This is a genomic window from Stenotrophomonas sp. YJH_SMC_57 (assembly GCF_059369755.1).
In genome coordinates, this window is sequence record NZ_JCAFSZ010000003.1 from 11513 (window position 1) to 31618 (window position 20106).

Below are 20106 nucleotides of genomic sequence, written 5' to 3' on the forward strand. Positions count from 1 at the left end.
CCATTCGCGCCGCACCCCTGCCAGGAGAGAACCCCGATGTTGCCCGCCCGCCACCACCGCCCCCCCTGTCGCTCGATCGCTCCGCTGACGCTGGCCATTGCCGGCGTGCTGCTCTCGGTCGCCGTTCCTGCCGTTGCACAAGAGAGCAAGGACAAGGCCACCGACCTGGCCCGCATCGAGGTGACCGGCTCCAACATCCGCCGCACCGACGTTGAAACCGCATCGCCGGTGCAGGTGATCAGCAAGCAGGACATCCAGAACATGGGTGCGCGCACGCTGCTGCAGGTGCTGGACAACCTGCCGGCCGCGCGCCCTGCACAGCAGGACGCGCGTTCGCTGTTCACCGGTTCCGACGGTGCTTCGCAGGCCAACCTGCGCGGGCTGGGTGCACAGGGCACGCTGGTGCTGCTGAACGGTCGTCGCCTTTCGTACTACGGCGCACCGGCCGGCTTCCAGACCCAGTTCGTCAACATCGATGCGATTCCGGCAGCGGCCATCGAGCGTATGGAAGTGCTGACCGACGGCGCCTCGGCGGTGTACGGCACTGACGCGGTGGCCGGCGTGATCAACGTGATCACCAAGCGCAACTTCCAGGGTGCCGAAGTCAGCTTCACCAACGACACCTCCTCGCGCATCGACTCCTACGGCGAACGCCAGGCCAGCATCACCGCCGGCTTCGGCGACCTGGCCGAGAACCGCTTCAACATCTACGGCGCGGTGAACATGTACCGCCGCGACGCGATTCCGCTGAGCGACTTCTACGACAAGCGGCCGGACCAGTACTACGTCAACAACCCGAACTACCTCAACAACCTGCGCCTGGGCGTGGGCAGCAAGCCGGGCGAGTTCAACCCGGGCAGCTACTTCGCGTTTGATCCGGTGACCGGCCGTCGCGTGCAGGAGGCGGCACCGGGCTGCAAGAACGTGCTGACCAGTGAAGCGGCCGGCCCGCGTTGCGTCTGGGAAACCTGGATGAACAACGAGATCGATGCCGGCGCCAAGTCCGAGCGCAACACCGCCTACCTCAACGGCACCTTCCTGGTGGGCGAAAGCACCGAGATCTTCGCCGAGGCGACGTACACCGACATCGACCTGCGCGCCAACGGTGGCACCCCGCGCACCTACGGCACCACCACCGGCAACCCGACCAGCTGGTTCTCGCGCAACACCGGCAACAACGTCAATCAGTTCCTGTATCCGTTCCTGGGCCCGAACAACGAGTACAACCACGCCAGCCCGGAAATGAAGGCGATGATGGGCGGCGTGGTCGGCCTGCAGTACCTGCTGCAGGATGCAGGCGCCAACTACTTCGGCCAGCGCAACACCGACAAGAGCTACCGCGTGCTGGCCGGCGCGCGTGGCAACGTGGGCGACTGGAACTGGGAGACCGCGTTCGCCAGCGCCGGTACCCACTCCACCACCTACCAGACCATCAACGTCAACACCAAGGGCTTCGAGAAGGCTTTCGGCCCGTACACGATCGATCCGGGCACGGGCCGCGTGATCATTTCCGATCATCCGGCCTACAAGTTCGGCGAGATCAGCGAAGCCAACGCCGCACTGATCCGTGAAGCCTTCCCGACCTTCGACATCCAGTCGTGGACGCGCCTGCATACCCTGGACGGCAAGATCGAAGGCCCGCTGTTCCAGCTGCCGGCCGGCGAAATGCGTGCAGCGTTCGGCTTCAACGCCAGCCGCGAAACCTTCTACACCCCGGGCAACGCCGATGCGGCCAACGGCCTGATCACCCAGCAGGGCGGCTCGTGGTTCGACGGCAAGCGCAATACCTATGCGCTGTTCGCCGAGACCGTGGCGCCGATCACCGACAAGCTGGAGCTGGATGCGGCGGTGCGCGTGGACAAGTACCCGAACTTCAGCGCCAACATCGCGCCGAAGATCGGCTTCAAGTACCAGGCCTTCGATCAGCTGATGCTGCGTGGTACCTACTCCACCGGCTTCCGCGCACCGAGCCTGGCCGAGTCCGGCAACGGCGGCGTGTTCGCACAGCTGGGCGGCTTCCGCGACGAGCTGCGCTGCAACGAGACCAACGCCATCGCCAACCTGCTGCTGAAGTCGCAGCGGCCGGGGGATGTCGACCTCGGCAAGACCCTGCTGAACGTCGATTGCAGCCGTACCGTGGCGCGCATGACCCAGCCGAACAAGGACCTGAAGCCGGAGAAGGCGAAGATCGCCACCCTCGGCTTCGTCTACGAGCCGGCCAGCTGGCTGTCGGTGTCGGCCGACTACTGGTTCATCTACCGCAACAACGAGATCGTTGCGCCGGACTACCGCCGCATGGAAGACATCATCTCGATGTCGCGTTCGCCGATCACCGACAGCGACCGGGCCAACCTGGCGCAGCTGGCGGCAATGTGCGCCGATCCGGCCAGCGGCGTGAGCTGCCCGGCGAACCTGCCGGGCTATTCGGCGGGCAACGTGGCCAGCGTGGTCGGCCAGTACAAGAACCGCGGCAAGACGCTGATCGACGGCTTCGACATCGATGCGCGCAGCCGCTTCTCGCTGGGTGACTGGGGCAACCTGAACATCGGCCTGGCCGCCACCATCGCCAACCGCAACCGCTTCTACATGGATGCGGAGAACGGCTGGTACTACGGCGATGTGGTGGGTTACTACAACAACCCGCGCCTGCGTGCCACGCTCAATGCCGACTGGACCTACAAGCAGGTCACCACCAGCATGTTCGTCAACTATGTGGGCGGCACCAAGTGGGCCACCGACCAGGTCGACGAAGTGAGCAACAACAAGGAAACCTGCACCGGCGGTTACCTGGCACTGCAGAAGAGCAAGTGTGACGGTGCACCGTCGTGGTGGACCGCCAACATGAGCGTCACCTGGCGCCCGGATGATGCCTGGAACCTGAGCTTCACCGTCAAGAACCTGTTCAACCGCCTGCCGTTCTATGACCCGAACAGCTTCCTGGGTGACTCCAGTGACTACGCGACCATCTTCGGTCGTGGTTACAGTGTGACCATCGGCTACCGGTTCAAGTAATTTCGTTTGCGTGACCTGGCGTGCCGGCTGCGGCCGGCACGCTGCCTAGAGGAGAGATGTTTGCCATGAAGCGTAGGGAATTCATCGCGGCCAGCGCCGCTGTCGCCGCCAGCAGCCTGCTGCCGCAGACCCCGGCATGGGCACGCGGGCGCAAGGTGCGCCTGGCCATGATCGGTACCGGCATGCGTGGCCTGGTGCTGCTGAAGGAACTGGTGCGCCGCGACGATGTCGAAGTGGTCGCGCTGTGCGACATCGAGCCGATCATGCTCGGCCGCGCCGTGGACATGGTCAGCAAGGCCGGCAAGCCGGCGCCCAAGACCTATGGCCAGGACCGTGACACCAACGCCTGGAAGCGCCTGCTGGAACAGAAGGGCATCGATGGCGTGATCATCGCCACGCCGTGGGAATACCACGCACCGATGGCGATTGCCGCGATGCAGGCCGGCGTGGCCGTGGGCTGCGAAGTGGTGGCCGGCATCACCCTGCAGGACCACTGGGACGTGCTGAAGACCCAGCTGGGCACCGGCACCCCGTACATGCTGCTGGAGAACGTCTGCTACCGCCGCGACGTGATGGCCGCACTGCAGATGGTGCGCCAGGGCCTGTTCGGCGAGCTGGTGCATCTGCAGGCCGGCTACCAGCACGACCTGCGCGGCGTGAAGTTCAACTCCGGCGATCCGAACCAGCCTTACGACAGCGGCGTGGAATTCGGCCCCAAGGGCTGGAGCGAAGCGCGCTGGCGCACCGAGCATTCGGTCGAGCGCAACGGCGAGCTGTACCCCAGCCACGGCATCGGCCCATGCGCGATGTACACCGGCATCAACCGCGGCAACCGCTTCACCCACATCAATGCGTTCGCGACCAAGGCGCGCGGCCTGCACGAATACACCGTGGCCAAGAGTGGCGGCACCACCCATCCCAGCACCAAGGTCAAGTTCAAGCTGGGCGATGTCGTGACCACCACGCTTGCCTGCGAGAACGGCGAGACCATCCTGCTGCAGCACGATACCTCGTTGCCGCGCCCGTACTCGATGGGCTTCCGCGTGCAGGGCACCAAGGGCCTGTGGATGGATGTGAACCACTCGATCCATATTGAAGGCCGCAGCCCGCCGCACCAGTGGGAAGAGTTCAAGAAGTACCAGGACGAGTACGAACACCCGCTGTGGAAGCAGAACGCGGACACCGCCGCCAGCGCCGGCCATGGTGGCATGGACTGGTTCGTCATCCATGCCTTCGTGGAAGCGCTGAAGGCCAAGGCGCCGATGCCGATCGACATCTACGATGCGGTGACCTGGAGTGCGATCACGCCGCTGAGCGAGCAGTCGATCGCCAACAGTTTCCAGACGCTGGAGTTCCCGGACTTCACCGCCGGCGCGTGGAAGCAGCGCAAGCCGATCTTCGCGTTCGACGGCAAGTACTGATCTGCTCTTTGTGGAGTCGAGCCATGCTCGACTGAGCTGAATGCAACGCCGGGCCATGCCCGGCGTTGTTGTTTGGCTTAGCGGGTCGACTTGATCTGTGCCAGTCGTCCGCCAGATGCTCTCGCGTGCGGCACGCGGAACATGGCGCCGGGTTGAACCAGATGCGCTTGTTGCATCATTTTGGGCCACCACTCGAGCAGGCGTGCTGCACGATCATAGTGGCTGAGCGTGCTCCATCCCTTGGCCAGTACGAAAACCGTTAAACCGAGCCGCGCGATAGCCTCACGTTCGGCAGGTTTGCGCTGATGATGGTCCTGAGTGACGTGAACGCGGATGCCGCGATGAATTGCGGCATCGAACAACTCGAGGTCGGTAGTGCCGGGCTTCACGAACTCTCTTACGTGAACAACCTCGTGATCATCACTGCGCGCAATGGCGTCGATGGCCCGGGCGAGCGCAGGCGGCAGATTCTCGTCGATCTGCGCCTTCAAGGCGTTTCTCGGCCTTCGAACTGCAGTGCTTTCCTGACTGCAGCAAGAGGCAGATCATACAGGCGTGCGACCCGCCGCTCGTCGCCGCCTTCCGCTTGCAGCGCTTCAACAATGGCAATCGTGGGAACGCCTGACTCGGAGAGAATGGGCTGGCCGAAACTTCGCTTCGGATCAAACACCACCGCCCTTGAGCCCCTCATGGGGAACCATCGTTCTGCGTGATCATCGATACCCAACTCGATTCCATCGCGCAAGGAGGGAGCGATGACCTTGCGCATGACGTCCTGTCTCTTCACGACGTCAACCAACGCTCCATCGCCGCTCTCGTCCAGAAGTTCCATGAAGATGCGACGACCATCGGTCTTGAAGGTTGTACTGGTGAAGGGATAGTCCTTGCCCAGCCGCTCCCGTAGTTCGGTAATGGTCAGTCGGATCAGATTAAGTGGTACGCCACACGCAACAAACGTACGTATGAAGCGGAGTTCGATGAGGTCGCGGAAGCCGATCCCATCAATGTCCGACCCCGCCCACTGCGACGACCACAGTGGCGGGTGTGCCTGGACATTACCGTGATAACGGCTTTCGTATCCCTTGACCCAGCGCCTGAGTTCGGACGGTTTGCCACCAATGAAGCGCGCAGCATCGGCGTATGAGTACAGGCCGAGGCCAAGGCCGTCCGAAGCTGGCAGGGCGATTCCCATGGGGCTGAGTCTACCCAATGTAGGAGGAACAACGAATTTGGCTCCTCATCTTGTGCCAAGCAGGTCTCATTCACTGAGACAGATGGCACGCCGTCACTTGCCCTCGCCATTTGCAGACGGGTCAAATCTGTCAAAAAACGTAAAGATGGCGCGCCCGGAGGGATTCGAACCCCCGACCAATGGCTTCGGAAGCCACTACTCTATCCGGCTGAGCTACGGGCGCGTTGTAGAACCGCCGCGCCGCCGACCAGTGCCGGGGCGGGCATCGCAGCGCCATGAAGCGGTGCGGGACGGGCATTCTATCCAGTTTCGCCGAACAAATCTCCCCCCGCCAGGCAAAGCCCTGCCGGAGGGGCAGGAGTATCCTATCGGCATGGCTGATACCCCCCTCACTTCGCCGCAGTCGTCGGCGACGCCGCGTTGGCGGCATTACTGGAGTCTGATGCGCGCTGATCGCCCGATCGGTACGCTGCTGCTGCTGTGGCCCACCTGGTGGGCGTTGTGGTTGGCCGCCGGCGGCCTGCCGCCGTTGTGGACCCTGTTCGTGTTCACCGCCGGCGTGTGGCTGACCCGCTCGGCCGGTTGCGTCATCAACGACTACGCCGACCGCTGGCTCGACCCGCATGTGGAACGCACCAAGGCGCGTCCGCTGGCCACCGGCGCGATCAGTGGCCGCGCTGCGCTCATCCTGTTCGCGGTGCTGATGCTGGTGGCGTTTGGGCTGGTGCTGACCCTGAACGGGTTGACCATCGGCCTGAGCTTCATCGGCGTGTTCCTGGCCGCCAGCTACCCCTACCTGAAGCGCTACACCCATCTGCCGCAGGTCTACCTGGGCATGTCGTTCGGCTGGGGCATCCCGATGGCATTCGCTGCCGTACAGGGCGAGGTGCCGATGCTGGGCTGGCTGCTGTACGCCGGCAACATCCTGTGGTCCACCGCCTACGACACCTGGTACGCCATGGTCGACCGCGAGGACGACCTGAAGATGGGCTCGCACTCCACCGCAATCCTGTTCGGTGATCTCGACCTGGTCATCCAGGGCGTGCTGTATGCGCTGTTCCTGGCCACCATGGCGCTGGTCGGTGTGCGCGGCGGGCTGGGCGGCTACTACCTGGCCGGCGTGGCCGTGGCCACCGTGCTGGTGGTGTACGAGTTCTGGATCTGCCGCAACCGCGAGCGCGGGCCGTGCTTCAAGGCGTTCCTGCACAACAACTGGGTCGGTGCCGCGCTGTTTGCCGGCATCGCAGTCGATCTGGCCCTGCGCTGACCCCGGGGTGAGGTAGCGCCGGCCGCTGGCCGGCTGTGCACGTGTGCGATCGCGAGGTTGCCGGCCAGCGGCCGGCGCGACCAGCCTCCGCCACCTACGACCAATAGGTGGCTGACAGCCTGCACCCCACCGCCCAGAATCGAGCGATCGAACCTGGGAGGGTGGATGATGGCCTCGAAGGCAGCAGTACAGGACGGCTGGATGGCGCGCGCTGCGTTGCGCTCGGCCGCCTGGGCGGAAAAGTGGTTCCCCGATGCGTATGTGTTCGCGGTGCTGGGCGTGGTCATCGTCGCGCTGGCCGCGATGGGCTTCGGCTCGACCCCCCAGGCTACCGCCAGCGCCTTCGGTGACGGCTTCTGGAGCCTGATTCCCTTCACCATGCAGATGGCCTTCGTGGTCATCGGTGGCTATGCCGTGGCCACTGCACCGGTGGTCGCGCGCTTCATCGACTTCCTCGCCCGGGTGCCACGCACCGGCCGCGGTGCGGTGGTGTACGTGGGCCTGGTCAGCATGCTGGCCTCGCTGCTCAGCTGGGGTTTCTCACTGGTGTTCGGCGGCCTGCTGGTGCGGGCGCTGGCGCGCCGTACCGAGCTGCGCATGGACTACCGCGCGGCCGGCGCTTCGGCGTACCTGGGCCTGGGTGCGGTGTGGGCGATGGGGTTGAGTTCGTCGGCCGCGCAGCTGCAGGCCAACCCTGCCAGCATGCCGCCGGGGCTGGTGGAGATCACCGGCGTATTGCCGTTCACCGAAACCATCTTCCTGTGGCAGTCGATCGCGCTGACCGCGGTACTGATCCTGGTCTCGCTGCTGATCGCCTGGTTGACCGCGCCGGCCGCCGGCAGCGCCCGTACCGCCGAGGATTTCCCTGGTGCCGCGCAGGCCGAGCCGGAGCCGCTGCAGCAGCGTACGCGTCCCGGCGAGTGGCTCGAATACAGCCCGCTGCTGACCGTGCTGCTCTCGCTGCTGGCGTTCGGCTGGCTGTTCAACGAGTTCGCCAACAAGCCGGTGGTCACCGCCATCGCCAACCTCAACACCTACAACTTCCTGTTCATCTCGTTGGGCCTGCTGCTGCACTGGCGGCCGCGCAGTTTCCTCAATGCGGTGGCCAAGGCGGTACCGAGCACCACCGGCGTGCTGATCCAGTTCCCGCTGTACGGCGGCATCGCCATGATCCTCACCCACGCTGCCGGCGGTGACGGGCAGACGCTGGCGCACCGGTTGTCGAGCCTGTTCGTGCACGTGGCCAGCACCGATACCTTCGCGCTGGTGATGGGCGTCTACTCGGCAGTGCTGGGCTTCTTCGTGCCGTCCGGCGGTGGCAAGTGGATCATCGAGGCGCCGTACGTGATGCAGGCCGCCAACGAACTGAAGGCGCACCTGGGCTGGGCGGTACAGGTCTACAACGCCGCCGAAGCGCTGCCGAACCTCATCAACCCGTTCTGGATGCTGCCGCTGCTGGGTGTGCTGGGACTCAAAGCACGCGACATCGTCGGCTTCACCTTCATCCAGCTGCTGGTGCACATCCCGCTGGTGCTGGGCCTGCTGTGGCTGCTGGGCATGACCCTGGCGTATGTGCCGCCGGTGATGCCCTGAATCCAGCGCGGGTGTCCCTGCAGCAGGGCACACCCGCCACGTTCAGCGCGCGTTTCCGGCCGAGGCAGCCATGAATGCGCGTTGCCCCGACGCTGGCATGAGCACATGCCGAACCCGCATGAATCCTTCATGGGCTTGTGCTGCAAGGGCCTTGGCGTGTTCATTCACGCGCGTACACACAGATGTAGCCGCCCACGCACGCGTGATTAACCAATCGCTGCGGACGATGGCCCCGTCCACCGCATTTCGCGCGTGGCTTTCGGAGAACGGACATGGCACAGCAGAACCAGAACCCGAACCAGAAGCAGCCGGGTCAGCAGAACCAGCAGGATCAGCAGCAGGGCCGTCGTGACCAGCAGCAACAGCAGCAACAGGATCAGCAGCGCAAAGAGCGCAACCAGCAGCAGGGCGGCCACGACGAAGAAGAATGACCACGCGCGGTACGCGGCGTGACCGGTGAAGCCCCGCCTCGTGCGGGGCTTCGCTTATTCCAGCACGCCGATACGCTGCAGCACCGGCGCGGCCGACATGTCGTTGGGGTTGGTGCCGGGCTGGTCCTGCGGAACCTGCATGCCCATGCCGTGGTACAGGTCGACCCAGTGCTGGGCGATCTGCCCGGTCTGCGGATTGCGGAAGTTCATCGGCTGCAGCGCGAACACGTGATGCGCGCGGAAGGCGCGTTCGATGAAGTCCGAGCAGTAGTAGCTGTCCTCATTCAACACGTATGACGTGTTGTACGGCTTGCCGAGCATCGTGCGTGCGGTGGCGACCGCATCCTTGATGGTCGCCTGCTGCGGCGCACGCAGTCGATAGACCACGATCTGCCGATGCTTGGCACGCGCGTCCTGGCGGAACGCAGGCAGCGACTGCCGGCGCGATCCCTTCTCGTCGGCGTGCAGTACCTCCCAGCCCTTCGGTGCGGAAGCGACCAGCGCGACGTGATCGAAGCTGGGCGCGCCCTGCTTGCCGGTGGCATCGTCGATGGCCGCGCTGAGGCCGCTGCGGCCGGCGGTCACGAACAGCAGGTCGCCTTCGCGGACATCGACGGCCATTGCCACGGCCGGCCACAGGGCAGGTAGCAGCAGGCCGATCAGGAGCAGGACGCGATGCATGGAATTCTCGGACGGGCGGAATACGGGAAGTGTAGGGTGCGCGGTAGCATGGGGCGACCCAACCGGATTCAGGATGAGCCCATGCGTCGATACCGTTCTGCCGCAGTGCTGACGTTGGCCTGTGGCGTGGCCCTGGTTGCCTGCACGCCCGAGCCGCCGCCAACGCCCACGGAAACCGCACCGGCCGCGCCCGCGCCGACATCCACGGCCGCAGCGGTCCAGTCGACGCCGGCCAGTGCTGAATGCCCTTATCCGCAGTTCGATGCGTTCCTGAAGCACTTCGGCAACGAGATCGCGCTGCAGGAAAAGGCCACCGCCGATCCGCTGCTGGACAGCTACATCGATGCCGAGGCCGAGCCGGAACCGCGCAAGGTCGAAAGCCGCCTGGCACTGGCCGACGTCGAGTGGCCGGTGATGCCTGATCCCGCCGCGCTGGCCGGGCAGGGGCGCGAGATGCAGGTCACTGCGCTGGCCGATGGGCAGCGCCAGGTGCAGATCCGCATGCCGGACAGCAGCGACCAGCAGACCTACACCTTCGCCCAGGCGCCATGCTGGACGCTGGTCAAGCGCGAGGACGAGTCGATCTGAAGGACGCCTGATCCGGCACAGGCGCGGGGCGGCAGTGGCTGCTAGGCTCAAGGCCTGGTCCAGGCAGGGAGACGCCGATGCAGGCTCGCAGGATGCGCACCATCACCGCCGCCATGGCCGTCGTGCTGGTGATGGCCCCCTTTACCGGTATCCGGGCGGAATCGCTGCAGGCCGACGATCGTGCCTACTTCGCCGATGCCGCGGCCGAGCAGCGCGCGCGTGATGCGCTGGAAAAGCAGCTGGAGGCCCTGCAGCACGCGGCCGGCATTGCGCCCGCGCAACGTTTCCAGCAGGCCGAGGCCATGCAGGCACAGTGCCTGCGCCATCATGCCTACCTGCACCTGCAGGCCGCCCGCAACGCGCGCGACCACCGGCCGGCACAGGCGCTGGACCAGGTGATGGGGCTGTGCAGCCGCATTGCCCGTACCGGCCGCGCCGCGTTGCGCGAGGCGCCCATGGACGCGGCGTGGGCGGCACCGTATGCGTTCCTGCGCGCGCGTGCGCTGAAGGAAGCCGCCATCCCGGCCGATGCCGCGCTGGACGAGGCGGTGGGCGCCCTGGCTGATCCGGCGCTGGACAGCTTCGCGCGCCTGCGCGGGCAGATCCTGCGCAGCGCCGAATACCCGCAGATCGAGCGCGATGGACGGCACTGGGATACCGGGCACGACAAGCAGGCCCTGGCCCGGCATCCGGACCGCGCGTTGCGCGAGGCCGGCTGGAAGGGCTACTGGCAAGGTCTTCAATCACGCCGGGAGCCGATGGCCTCGGTACTGCTGGGGCTGGTGCAGGTGAACGATGCCGCTGCACGCATGCAGGGCGATGGCTCGGCCCCGGCGCGTGGCTACCAGCGCATGGGCCTGGATACAGCGGCGGTGGATGCCACGCTGGTGGCGATCGAAGGCCACGCTGCCGATCGGCGCGCCTACCAGCAGATGCTGCTGCGCCACGCCGCGCGCTCGGGCATCGATGCGCCGCAGCTCTGGGATACCACGGTGCCCGATGCCGGATACGCGCCGCCGGTGCTGACGCTGCCGCAGCTGCGCGACACCGCCGCCGATGCCATGCAGCACCTGGGCCCGGCATATGTCGGCGAGCTGCGCGCGCTGCTCGATCCGGCCAACCGGCGCATGGACCTGGCCACCGAGCGCGGTGACCGCAGCCTGGATGCCTTCCCGGTAAGCGCACCTGGCGTACCGGCAATGCTGTTCGTCGGCGTGCGCAGCGGCGAGCTGGAGAGCGATGTCGAGATCGCGCACGAAGCCGGTCACGCGCTGCATGGCGAGTGGATGCAGCGTGGCCATGCGTCGCCGCTGCAGCGCAATGGCAGCCCATGGCTGACCGAGGCGTTCGCCATCTACAACGAACTGCGCTTCCGCGACCAGCTGTACCAGCAGGCGCAGGACCCGCGGGCCAAGGCCTACTACCTGAAGTCGCTGCTGGACGACATGCTGCTGCAACTGTTCACCGCGTCCGAGGAGGCGCAGCTGGAACAGTCGATCTACCGGGGCGTGGCCGACAACACGCTGGGTACCGCCGATGACCTGGATGCGCTGACCGGCCAGGTGCTGGCGCGCTTCGGCCAGGATCCGGAGCACTATCCGCAGCTGCGCAACAGCTGGATCGGCAAGCGCCTGATGTATGACGACCCGAACTATCTGGTGAACTACCTGTATGCAGGGCTGTTGGCCGTGCAGCTCTACGTGCAGGACCAGCGCGACCCGGAGCGGTTCGGCCAGCGCTATCTGGCCGTGCTGGGCGAAGGCTTTGATCGCGCGCCGAACGAGCAGATGGCACAGCTGCTGGGGCAGGCGCCGGATTGGCCGGCCCTGGTGGATGCCGATCTGCAGGTGTTCAACCAGTTGGCCGCACAGCTGCGGGCATTGCATGCGCGGATCGAACAGGGGCAGGGCGCATGAGCGGGCTGCGCGCGGTCAGGCGCACCTGGGCCACGGTAGGGCTGTTGCTGCTGTGCCTGTTGCCGATGATGGCGATGGCCGCCGAGGCGGTGCCGGCGCTGGAAGATCCGGTGGTGGACACCGCCCATGCGCTGTCGGCGGACACCCGCAACGCGCTGCGCACGCAGGCGCTACAGCTGCAGGCGCGCACCGGCGCGCAGCTGCAGGTGCTGGTGGTCGACCGGGTTGGCGACGAGGGCATCGAAGCCTATGCACAGCGGGTGTTCGAGCAATGGCAGCTGGGCCGCGCCGGTGTCGATGATGGCGTGCTGCTGCTGGTGGCCGTGCAGGACCGCCGCGTGCGCCTCCAGACCGGCTATGGCTTGGAGGGTGCGATTCCCGATGCCTATGCCGCGCGCATCATCGACAAGGCGATCGTGCCGCGCTTCCGCGAGGGTGACCTCGACCAGGGGCTGCTGGATGGAACGAAGGTCGTGGTCGCGCTGATTGATGGCGAGGCGTTGCCGGGCTGGGAAGACCCGTCGGCACGCAACGTGCTGCCGCCGGACTGGCGCAGCGCCGATTCGGTGGTTGCCCTGGCGCTGCTGGCCGGCTTCCTCGCCGGGCTGTGGCGGTCGCCGCCCTCGCGGCCCGAGGCAAGGACGCCGGACGACTTCGCGCGCAGGCATCGCCAGCGCCGGCGCGGAACATCGCGTGCGGCCGCCACGCCGCAGACACGACCGAAGCGGTTACCGGCCTGGGGCCGCCCGGTGCTGGTGACTGTGGTGATCGCTGCCGGCGTGCTGGCGGCGGCGCTGTGGGCACCCCGCCAGGCAATGGCGGCGCTCTGCTTCGTGCTGGCGCTGTGCGTACCGGTGGCGAGCCTGCTCGGCTGGTGCTGGCGCCGCAGCCGGGGGCTGCGCGTTGCATTGCTGGGCCTGCTCGGGGCCAATGGGGTGTTTTTCGGGGTGATGCTGCTGCGCGGCCAATTGCCGCCCAGCCTGGCCCTGCACGTGTTGCTGGACCTGGCCGTAGGCATTGCCGCGATGCTGGTGTTTTTCATCGTACAGGCCGGCCGCGCGCGCTGGCACAAGGATCGCAGCAGCTTCGCGGTAAGGTTCACGGTGTTGTTGCTGCTGAGTGCCGGCTACGCACTCTTCGCACTGCTGGCCATCGATCGGGCCGAGCCGGCGGCGCGCCTTGCGGCGACGATCGGGTGGAGTGCGGGCACGCTGGTGCTGTACTTCGTGTGGATCTTCACCCTGCTGCCGGCTGACAGGGCACGCGGCGGCCTGCGCTCATCCGGTGGCTCTCGCAGCGCGTCCAGCAGCGCGTCGTCACGTTCATCCTCGAGCAGTTCCAGCGATTGGTCCGGTGGCGGCGGGCGCAGCGGCGGCGGTGGCGCGTCGGGCAGCTGGTAGTTCAGGCAGCCTGCACCCGCCACCCCAGCGAAGCGTCTTCCGCAACACCCGCGCCGCCTACATCGCCGACCTGCAGCTGCAGGCCCTGCGCGTTGGGCAGATCCTTCTGCTCGGGGAACCAGCGGCGATCGGCGGCCACCACGATCAGCAGGCCCTCGTCGTCGCCCATCGGTGCGAACTGCGGCGACGGCGGGCTGATCGGCTGCAGGCCGAACCGCTGGCTGGCCTGCTCGCGCACGCTGTCGACATCGTGGCTGGGCAGGCCGACTTCGCTGAGGCAGGTCAGCTCGCCGCCGTGGAAAGCACCTTGGCGCGTGCTGTCCGGCAGGCGGCGGCGCCCGATCAGTTCCAGGATCAGGCCATCGGGACCGGTGAAGTACACCGACTGCGATTGCCAGCTGCTTTCCAGCGCGAAGTAGTCCAGTCCGGCTGGATTGCGTTGCAAGGGGGTGCGCTCGCGCAGCCAGGCCATCGCCTCGCCGAAGCGGTTGTCCGGCACGTTGAAGGCCAGGTGCACGCCGCCGACCGGATGATCAGCGGCGGGCTGCAGTTCGATCGTGCTCCAGCCGACGTGCACGTGGTTGCCGACCACGCGCTGCTGCAGCACGTCGTGGAAGTACGCGGCGGCGGTGGCCACGTCGGACACCGGCAGGGTCAGGTGGAGCAGGCGCATGATCGATCCTCCGTGGAGCGCATGCGCCGAGTTTAATCCTGCGGGGATTGCGCACGCGTCACCGTAGATGCAACGGTTCGTTATCGTGCGGCTCACGCAGCGCAGCGTCGAAGAACCCCGTCGCTGCATCCACCGTCCGCCGGTGGGTTCCCGCCCTTGTCGCCGCAGCGGTGCACAGGTCCGGTAGCCGCTGCACGCCGGCAGCCGTACAGGTGGACAGGAAATCGTAGTGGCCGACACCCGCCAGGCGCAGCAACGTCGCACCCGGAATCAATGCCTGTGCAGCTTCGCCATTGCTCGTCGGCGGGGCAACCTTGTCAGCATCGCCCAGCACGATCGACACCGGCAGCTGCAACGAGGACAGCTGCCCGGGCGCGAACGCCTGCACGATCGCGGGTGCCAGCAGGAACACCGCGCGCACGCCGGGAAGGGCGCGCGCGTCGTCAGAGTGGGAGATCCAGGGGGCCAGTGCAGGGGAGGCCGCGGCGGCCCGGCGCGCTTCCATGGTGTGCGTGGCGGCCTCCTGCTGGGGCCGGCAGACGCCGTCATCCGGATGTGCACGGCAGAACGCCAGCAACCGCTGCAGGTCGGGTCGTGCACCGGCGGCCAGCAGCGCGGTGTAGCCACCGGCCGAGAATCCGACCACGCCCAAGCGGCTGTGATCGACGTGTGCGCCGAGCACCGGATCGGCCTGTACCGCCGCCAGCGCGGCGCGCAGATCATCGGCACGCAACCAGCTCAGCACGCTGCCCGGCAGGGTCATCGGATCGGCACCGTTGTTGCCGGGATGATCGACCGCGATCACCAGATACCCGGCGCGCGCCAACGCCGTGCCCAGCCAGCCCATCATGCGCGCGCTGCCGCCATTGCCATGCGAGAGCAGCAGGGTTGGCAGGCGCGTGCCCGCAACCGGTGCATCCAGCGCTGCACGTCCGACGTCGAACAGGGGCGCATCGGGCGGGCCGATGGTCAGCGCGGTCTCGCGGCTGCCGGCCTGTGCCGGATACCAGACCGTGTAGCGCAGCGCGTCGCGGTGCTGCACATCGCGCACCGCGGCGCTGTCCACCGTCGTGGTGCCGTGGCGTTCGCCGGCCAACCCGGTTTCGTGGGCGGCGGCGACGCTCGCCAGGCCGATCAGGATCATTCCCAGCACAGTGGCCTTCATGCGCATCTTCAACTCCATGTCAGCGAGGGCGTTCGTCCACCGGCAACCAGATTTCCACGCCACCATGGCCGGTGTGCTCATCGAAGCGGGCGTCGTAGCGTTCCAGGTCCGGCGCATCGGCCAGGCACAGACCCGAGTGGGGAAGGTAGTGGTCCAGCAGCCAGAACCAGGTGGAGCGGATACTGGAGATGTGCCCGCCGTGCCAGGCCACCAGATAGCGACGCGCCGGTACCGCCACGCGTTGCCAATGTGCGGGCACAGTCGACAGCGCGCTGGCCGGCAGTGCCGCGATGTAGTCGAAGCCGCCGTCGTCATCGCTGTTGCAGCACACGCCGAAGCTGATCGGCGCCGGCGCTGGCCATTCGCGGTTGAGCTGCGCCCACTGCCCGGGAATCGCACCGCTGCTGTCACGGGTGTGGCGCATGCCGATGCCAGCGACCTGGAAGGCGGGCGTGTCGAGCAGGCGCGGGGCTTCCGTGCAGGCGGCTGGCGCATCGTCCACGCGGATCGCCTGCACCAGTGCCAATCCAGCGATGCCGTTCTCGCGTACCCGCTCCGGCGTCTGCCCGAACTGTTCGCAGAAGGCACGGGTGAACGCGGCATGGGTGGTGTAGCCTGCCGCCAGCGCCACCGGCAGGATGTCACCCGCACCCTCGGCCAGTCGCTGCGCAGCGGCGCTCAGGCGCCGCCCCCGCAGGTAGCGCACCACCGAGGTGCCGGTGCGGGCCTGGAACAGGCGTGACAGGTGGAACGGCGAAAGCCCGGCCGCCGCTGCGATATCGGCCAGGGCCAGTGGTGAATCCGCGTGGGTTTCGATGTACCACAATGCCTTGCCTGCCGCGCTCATCCCGCCGTTCCCAGAAGCCGATGCCGGGCACAGTAGCGGATCGGGCGGCGCGGCGTTTAGCAGTTCTTGCGCTCCAGCGGCATCAAGCTGTCGTACTGACGTCATGGCTCCTTCACACATCGCGCCGAGACTGCGCGCCTTGTCCAGCCCTGTTGTGCCTGCGCAGGTGCTGGCCCTGTCGTGCCTTTCCGGAGCCCTGCCGTGCATCGTTCGAAGCTTTCGCGTTCCATCCTCCTTGCCCTTTCCATGGCCAGCGCAGGAGGCGCGATCGCAGCGGAGGCCGATGCGGTCGATGCCACCGCGGGCAGCCGCGCGGCGCCCACCCAGCTCGATGCGATGCTGGTCACCGGCACCCGCGCCTCCAACCGCACCCAGTTCGAAACGCTGGCGCCGGTGGATGTGTTCACCAAGGAAGACATCAAGTCGGTTGAATCCACCGACCTGAAGGACGTGCTGGCCCAGCTGGTACCGTCGTTCGTGGTGCAGCGCCTGCCGATGGCCGACGGCCAGGTGTTCGTGCGCCCGGCTACCCTGCGTGGCCTGTCGCCAGACCAGACGCTGGTGCTGGTCAACGGCCGCCGATTCCATCGCAGCGCGTTGCTGGGAAACCGCGGTGCGCAGGCGGCCGATCTGGCGCAGATTCCGACCAGTGCGATCAAGCGCATCGAAGTGCTGCGCGATGGTGCGTCGGCGCAGTACGGCTCGGACGCCATCGCTGGCGTCATCAACATCATTCTCGAGGATGGCCCCGGCACCGAGATCACCGCCGGCTATTCGCAGTATGCGCAGGGCGACGGTGCCTCGCGTGACTTCAGTGCGCGCACCGGCTGGTCGCTGGGTGACTACGGCAGCCTGGTGCTGTTCGCCGAATCGTCCAATTCCGATGCCACCTCGCGCACCCGCCAGCGCCCGGATGCCATCGCCTTCCAGGCTGCACATCCGGACCTGGAGGTGCCGAACCCGGTGCAGCGCTGGGGCCAGCCGGACCTTGAAAGCCGCCGCGTCGGCTTCAACGTGAAGGGCAACGCCAGCGACACGCTGGAGCTCTATGCCTTCGGCCTGTACAGCCACAGCGATGGCGTCAGCGATTTCAACTGGCGCAACCCCGATACCACCACCGGCGCCTACCGTACGACCACGATCTTCCCCGGCTGGAACCTGCGTTCGATCTACCCGGTGGGCTTCAGCCCGCAGTACGGCAACACGCAGAACGACCTGCAGCTGGTGGGTGGCCTGCGCGGCGAGATCACCCCGAAGCTGCGTTGGGATGTGAGCGCCTCGTACGGTCGCAACGCCATCGACTACAGTCTGAAGAACTCGATCAACGCCTCGCTCGGCCCGGCCAGCCCGACCGCGTTCGATCTCGGCCGCCTGACCCAGACCGAGAAGAACGCCAACGCCGACTTCAACTACGAGTGGGACGTGGCCGCGCTCGCCAGGCCGATCAACGTCGCCTTCGGTGGCGAGTTCCGCCAGGAGACCTACCAGGTGCGCGCCGGTGATCCGGCTTCGTATGCGGTCGGCCCGGGTGCGGCCGCTGGCCTGGAAGCCAATTCCAACGGCGCACCGGGTTTCTCGGCCAGCCAGGCCGGGCAGTGGAGCCAGCGCAGCAAGGCCGCCTATGTGGATATGGAGGTGCCGCTGGGCGAGCGCTGGAGCATCGGCGCGGCCAGCCGCTATGAAGACTTCTCCAGCTTCGGCAGCACGCTGGACGGCAAGCTCTCGGCGCGCTTTGCGATCACCCCGGACGTAGCCCTGCGCGGCACCGTGTCCACCGGCTTCCGTGCACCGACGCCGGCGCAGCTCAACACCACCAGCACCACGCAGGGCCTGGACACGCGCACGCTGCAGATCTTCACCAGCGGCCGCCTGTCGCCGAATGATCCGCTGGCCCAGCTGCTCGGTGCCAAGCCGCTCAAGCCGGAGGAATCGCGTACCGCGTCGCTGGGTCTGACCTGGCGCACCGACCTGGGCCTGTCCGGCTCGGTGGATGTCTATCAGATCAAGCTCACCGACCGCTTCAGCCAGTCGGCCAGCTTCGCCATTCCGGCCGGCACGCCCAACCCGCTGGGCTATACCTCGGTGAACTACTTCACCAACGACTTCGATACCACCACCACCGGCGTGGACGTGGTCGGCAACTACCTGCGCGACCTCGGCGCGGGCCGCATGACGCTGACCCTGGCCTACAACTACAACCGCACCCGCGTGGACAATGGCAGCACCTCGGTGGCCACCAACGAGACCCAGCGCGTGCTGTTCGAAGACCGCCTGCCCGAGCACAAGGGCAGCCTGACCGGCAGCTGGGACATCGGCGCGTGGTCGCTGATGGCGCGCATGCGCTACTACGGCGCCTGGACCGACTCCAGCGGAAATGCAGCGGGCGACATCTACCAGCGTTTCGGCGCGATGAGCTTCCTCGACCTGGCCGTGGGCTATCGCATCAACGAACACCACAGCCTGCGCGTGGGTGCCGACAACGTGTTCGACCGCTATCCGGATGAGGCCACCTTCCAGGCCAGCCGTGGCCTGGTCTACTCGCGCAACGCGCCGTACGACACCGATGGTGCCAACCTGTACGCACAGTACCGGTTGAGCTTCTGATGGACCGCACCCGTCGTTCCCTGCTGCGCGCCGGCACCTTGCTGCCGGCCGCCGCTGTACTGCCTTCACTGCCTGCGCAGGCGGCCGCGCGCTACGCTGGCCCGATGCAGATACCCGCGAAGACCGTGGCACCGGAAAAGCTGGCCCACGATGAAACCTACTGGTCCGCGGTGGCCAGCCACTTCGACATCACCGACGAGGTGAACCACCTCGAGAACGGCTACTGGGGCGCGATGGGGCGCGAGACGCTGGCCAGCTACCAGCGCCACACAGCCGAGGTGAACCATGGCAACGCGTGGTATGGCCGCCGTGAGTTCCCGGCGCAGTACATGGCGGTGCAGCGGCAGGTGGCCGAACTGCTGGGCGTGGCGGACGATGAGATTGCGCTGACCCGCGGTGCCACCGAGGCGATGCTGGCCCTGATCGGCGGCTACAACCGCCTGCAGCCCGGCGAGCAGGTGCTGTACGCCGACATCGACTACGACAGCATGATCGGCGCGATGCGCTGGCTGCAGCAGCGCCGCGGCGTGCAGGTGGAGCGCATCGTACTGCCGGCGGTGCCGGACCACGCGCAGATCCTGCAGGCCTACGAGGCCGCGTTCGCGGGCCTGCCGCGGCTGAAGCTGGTGCTGCTGACCCAGGTCAGTCATCGCCACGGGCTGGTGCTGCCGGTGGCGGAAATCGCCGAGCGTGCGCGGGCGCGGGGCATCGATGTGATCGTCGATGCGGCGCACGGCTTCGGCCAGATTGACTACGCGGTGCCGGACCTGAAAGCCGACTTCGTCGGCATCAACCTGCACAAATGGATCGGTGCGCCGGTCGGCGTCGGCGCGATGTACGTGCGCAAGGGCCGCGTGGCGGATCTGGACCCGTACATGGGCGAGACCGACGATGGCCGCGTGGGCAGCCGGGTGCACACCGGCACGGTCAACTTCGCTGCCTACCTGGCACTGCCGGAAGCGATCGCATTGCACCAGCGCATCGGTGCGGCCAACAAGCAGGCGCGCCTGCGCTACCTGCGCGAGCGCTGGACGGCGCCGGCACGGCAGATGGCACATATCGAAGTGCTGTCCTCGCCGGACCCGGGGCTGGCCAGTGCGCTGGCCAGCTTCCGCCTGCGCGGGCGCACCAGCACGGCCGACAACATCGCGCTGCAGAAGCGCCTGCTGGATGAGCATCGGGTGTTCACCACGCACCGCGACGGCCTCGATTCCGGTGCATGCGTACGGGTGACGCCGTCAGTGTTCACCCGGCCGGAGCAGATGGATGCATTGGTGCAAGCGCTCTCCGCCCTGGCCTGACCCTGCTTTGGTGGG

At 66.9% G+C, this 20106-nt stretch carries 16 protein-coding genes and 1 tRNA gene; 10 read left to right on the top strand and 7 right to left on the bottom strand.

The genetic code is table 11. The annotated features are described in order from the left end of the window. Positions 1–36: 36 nt before the first annotated feature. A complete protein-coding gene (locus AC5P7U_RS04095) occupies positions 37–3012 on the top strand; it encodes a TonB-dependent receptor (RefSeq protein ID WP_164241624.1) in 2976 nt (991 codons plus the stop codon). A 65-nt stretch (positions 3013–3077) separates the two neighbouring features. Then, positions 3078–4433, top strand: a complete 1356-nt coding sequence (locus tag AC5P7U_RS04100; RefSeq protein ID WP_414554927.1) for a Gfo/Idh/MocA family protein — start codon at positions 3078–3080, stop codon at positions 4431–4433. Between the two features lie 77 nt (positions 4434–4510). On the opposite strand, the gene AC5P7U_RS04105 is transcribed toward AC5P7U_RS04100, so the two are convergent. The 3 genes from AC5P7U_RS04105 to AC5P7U_RS04115 all read right to left on the bottom strand — a co-directional run bounded on the left by AC5P7U_RS04105 (position 4511) and on the right by AC5P7U_RS04115 (position 5848). Next, positions 4511–4924 (bottom strand): DUF5615 family PIN-like protein, encoded by a 414-nt coding sequence (locus tag AC5P7U_RS04105; RefSeq protein WP_197564231.1) that lies wholly within the window; start codon positions 4922–4924, stop codon positions 4511–4513. Further along, the gene (locus AC5P7U_RS04110) at positions 4921–5625 is read right to left on the bottom strand and encodes a DUF433 domain-containing protein (protein ID WP_006475019.1); all 705 of its coding nucleotides are present in this window, start codon (positions 5623–5625) and stop codon (positions 4921–4923) included. Before AC5P7U_RS04110 ends, AC5P7U_RS04105 begins: the two co-directional genes overlap by 4 nt. A gap of 146 nt (positions 5626–5771) precedes the next feature. After that, positions 5772–5848: transfer RNA gene (locus AC5P7U_RS04115), tRNA-Arg, on the bottom strand. Between the two features lie 150 nt (positions 5849–5998). On the opposite strand from AC5P7U_RS04115, the gene ubiA reads away from it, so the two are divergent. The 3 genes from ubiA to AC5P7U_RS04130 all read left to right on the top strand — a co-directional run bounded on the left by ubiA (position 5999) and on the right by AC5P7U_RS04130 (position 8916). Continuing rightward, complete coding sequence (gene ubiA, locus AC5P7U_RS04120) at positions 5999–6892, top strand: 4-hydroxybenzoate octaprenyltransferase (RefSeq protein ID WP_006475017.1); 894 nt, start codon at positions 5999–6001, stop codon at positions 6890–6892. 168 nt (positions 6893–7060) lie between these two features. Further along, a complete protein-coding gene (locus tag AC5P7U_RS04125; RefSeq protein ID WP_197564232.1) occupies positions 7061–8485 on the top strand; it encodes a short-chain fatty acid transporter in 1425 nt (474 codons plus the stop codon). A 272-nt stretch (positions 8486–8757) separates the two neighbouring features. Beyond that, positions 8758–8916, top strand: a complete 159-nt coding sequence (locus AC5P7U_RS04130) for a hypothetical protein (protein ID WP_014038817.1) — start codon at positions 8758–8760, stop codon at positions 8914–8916. Positions 8917–8970: 54 nt separating this feature from the next. Here the strand turns inward: AC5P7U_RS04130 and AC5P7U_RS04135 are convergent, their stop codons facing one another. After that, the gene (locus tag AC5P7U_RS04135) at positions 8971–9597 is read right to left on the bottom strand and encodes a YiiX/YebB-like N1pC/P60 family cysteine hydrolase (RefSeq protein ID WP_308308028.1); all 627 of its coding nucleotides are present in this window, start codon (positions 9595–9597) and stop codon (positions 8971–8973) included. 81 nt (positions 9598–9678) lie between these two features. On the opposite strand from AC5P7U_RS04135, the gene AC5P7U_RS04140 reads away from it, so the two are divergent. From AC5P7U_RS04140 to AC5P7U_RS04150, 3 genes are all read left to right on the top strand, one after another. After that, positions 9679–10185, top strand: coding sequence for a hypothetical protein (locus tag AC5P7U_RS04140; protein ID WP_197564234.1), 507 nt, complete (start codon positions 9679–9681; stop codon positions 10183–10185). Between the two features lie 92 nt (positions 10186–10277). Continuing rightward, a complete protein-coding gene (locus AC5P7U_RS04145; RefSeq protein ID WP_495220811.1) occupies positions 10278–12101 on the top strand; it encodes a M3 family metallopeptidase in 1824 nt (607 codons plus the stop codon). Further along, positions 12098–13501 (top strand): TPM domain-containing protein, encoded by a 1404-nt coding sequence (locus tag AC5P7U_RS04150; protein ID WP_414554930.1) that lies wholly within the window; start codon positions 12098–12100, stop codon positions 13499–13501. The genes AC5P7U_RS04145 and AC5P7U_RS04150 overlap by 4 nt, the downstream gene beginning before the upstream one ends. Before the next feature lies 1 nt (position 13502). On the opposite strand, the gene AC5P7U_RS04155 is transcribed toward AC5P7U_RS04150, so the two are convergent. Genes AC5P7U_RS04155 through AC5P7U_RS04165 form a run of 3 tightly spaced genes read right to left on the bottom strand, consistent with a single transcriptional unit; the run spans position 13503 to position 16186 of the window. Then, positions 13503–14174, bottom strand: a complete 672-nt coding sequence (locus AC5P7U_RS04155) for a VOC family protein (protein ID WP_414554931.1) — start codon at positions 14172–14174, stop codon at positions 13503–13505. Positions 14175–14232: 58 nt separating this feature from the next. Beyond that, positions 14233–15345: an alpha/beta hydrolase family protein gene (locus tag AC5P7U_RS04160; protein WP_414554932.1), complete on the bottom strand. Its 1113-nt coding sequence runs from the start codon at positions 15343–15345 to the stop codon at positions 14233–14235. A 13-nt stretch (positions 15346–15358) separates the two neighbouring features. Beyond that, positions 15359–16186 carry an AraC family transcriptional regulator gene (locus tag AC5P7U_RS04165; RefSeq protein WP_006474964.1) on the bottom strand — a complete coding sequence of 276 codons (828 nt, stop codon included), beginning with the start codon at positions 16184–16186 and terminating at the stop codon, positions 15359–15361. Between the two features lie 201 nt (positions 16187–16387). Here AC5P7U_RS04165 and AC5P7U_RS04170 point away from each other — a divergent pair, with 201 nt between their 5' ends. Beyond that, entirely contained in the window at positions 16388–18790 is a 2403-nt protein-coding gene (locus tag AC5P7U_RS04170) for a TonB-dependent receptor plug domain-containing protein (protein ID WP_495220812.1), read from the top strand. After that, entirely contained in the window at positions 18790–20091 is a 1302-nt protein-coding gene (locus AC5P7U_RS04175; RefSeq protein ID WP_308308021.1) for an aminotransferase class V-fold PLP-dependent enzyme, read from the top strand. The genes AC5P7U_RS04170 and AC5P7U_RS04175 overlap by 1 nt, the downstream gene beginning before the upstream one ends. Positions 20092–20106 lie beyond the last annotated feature (15 nt).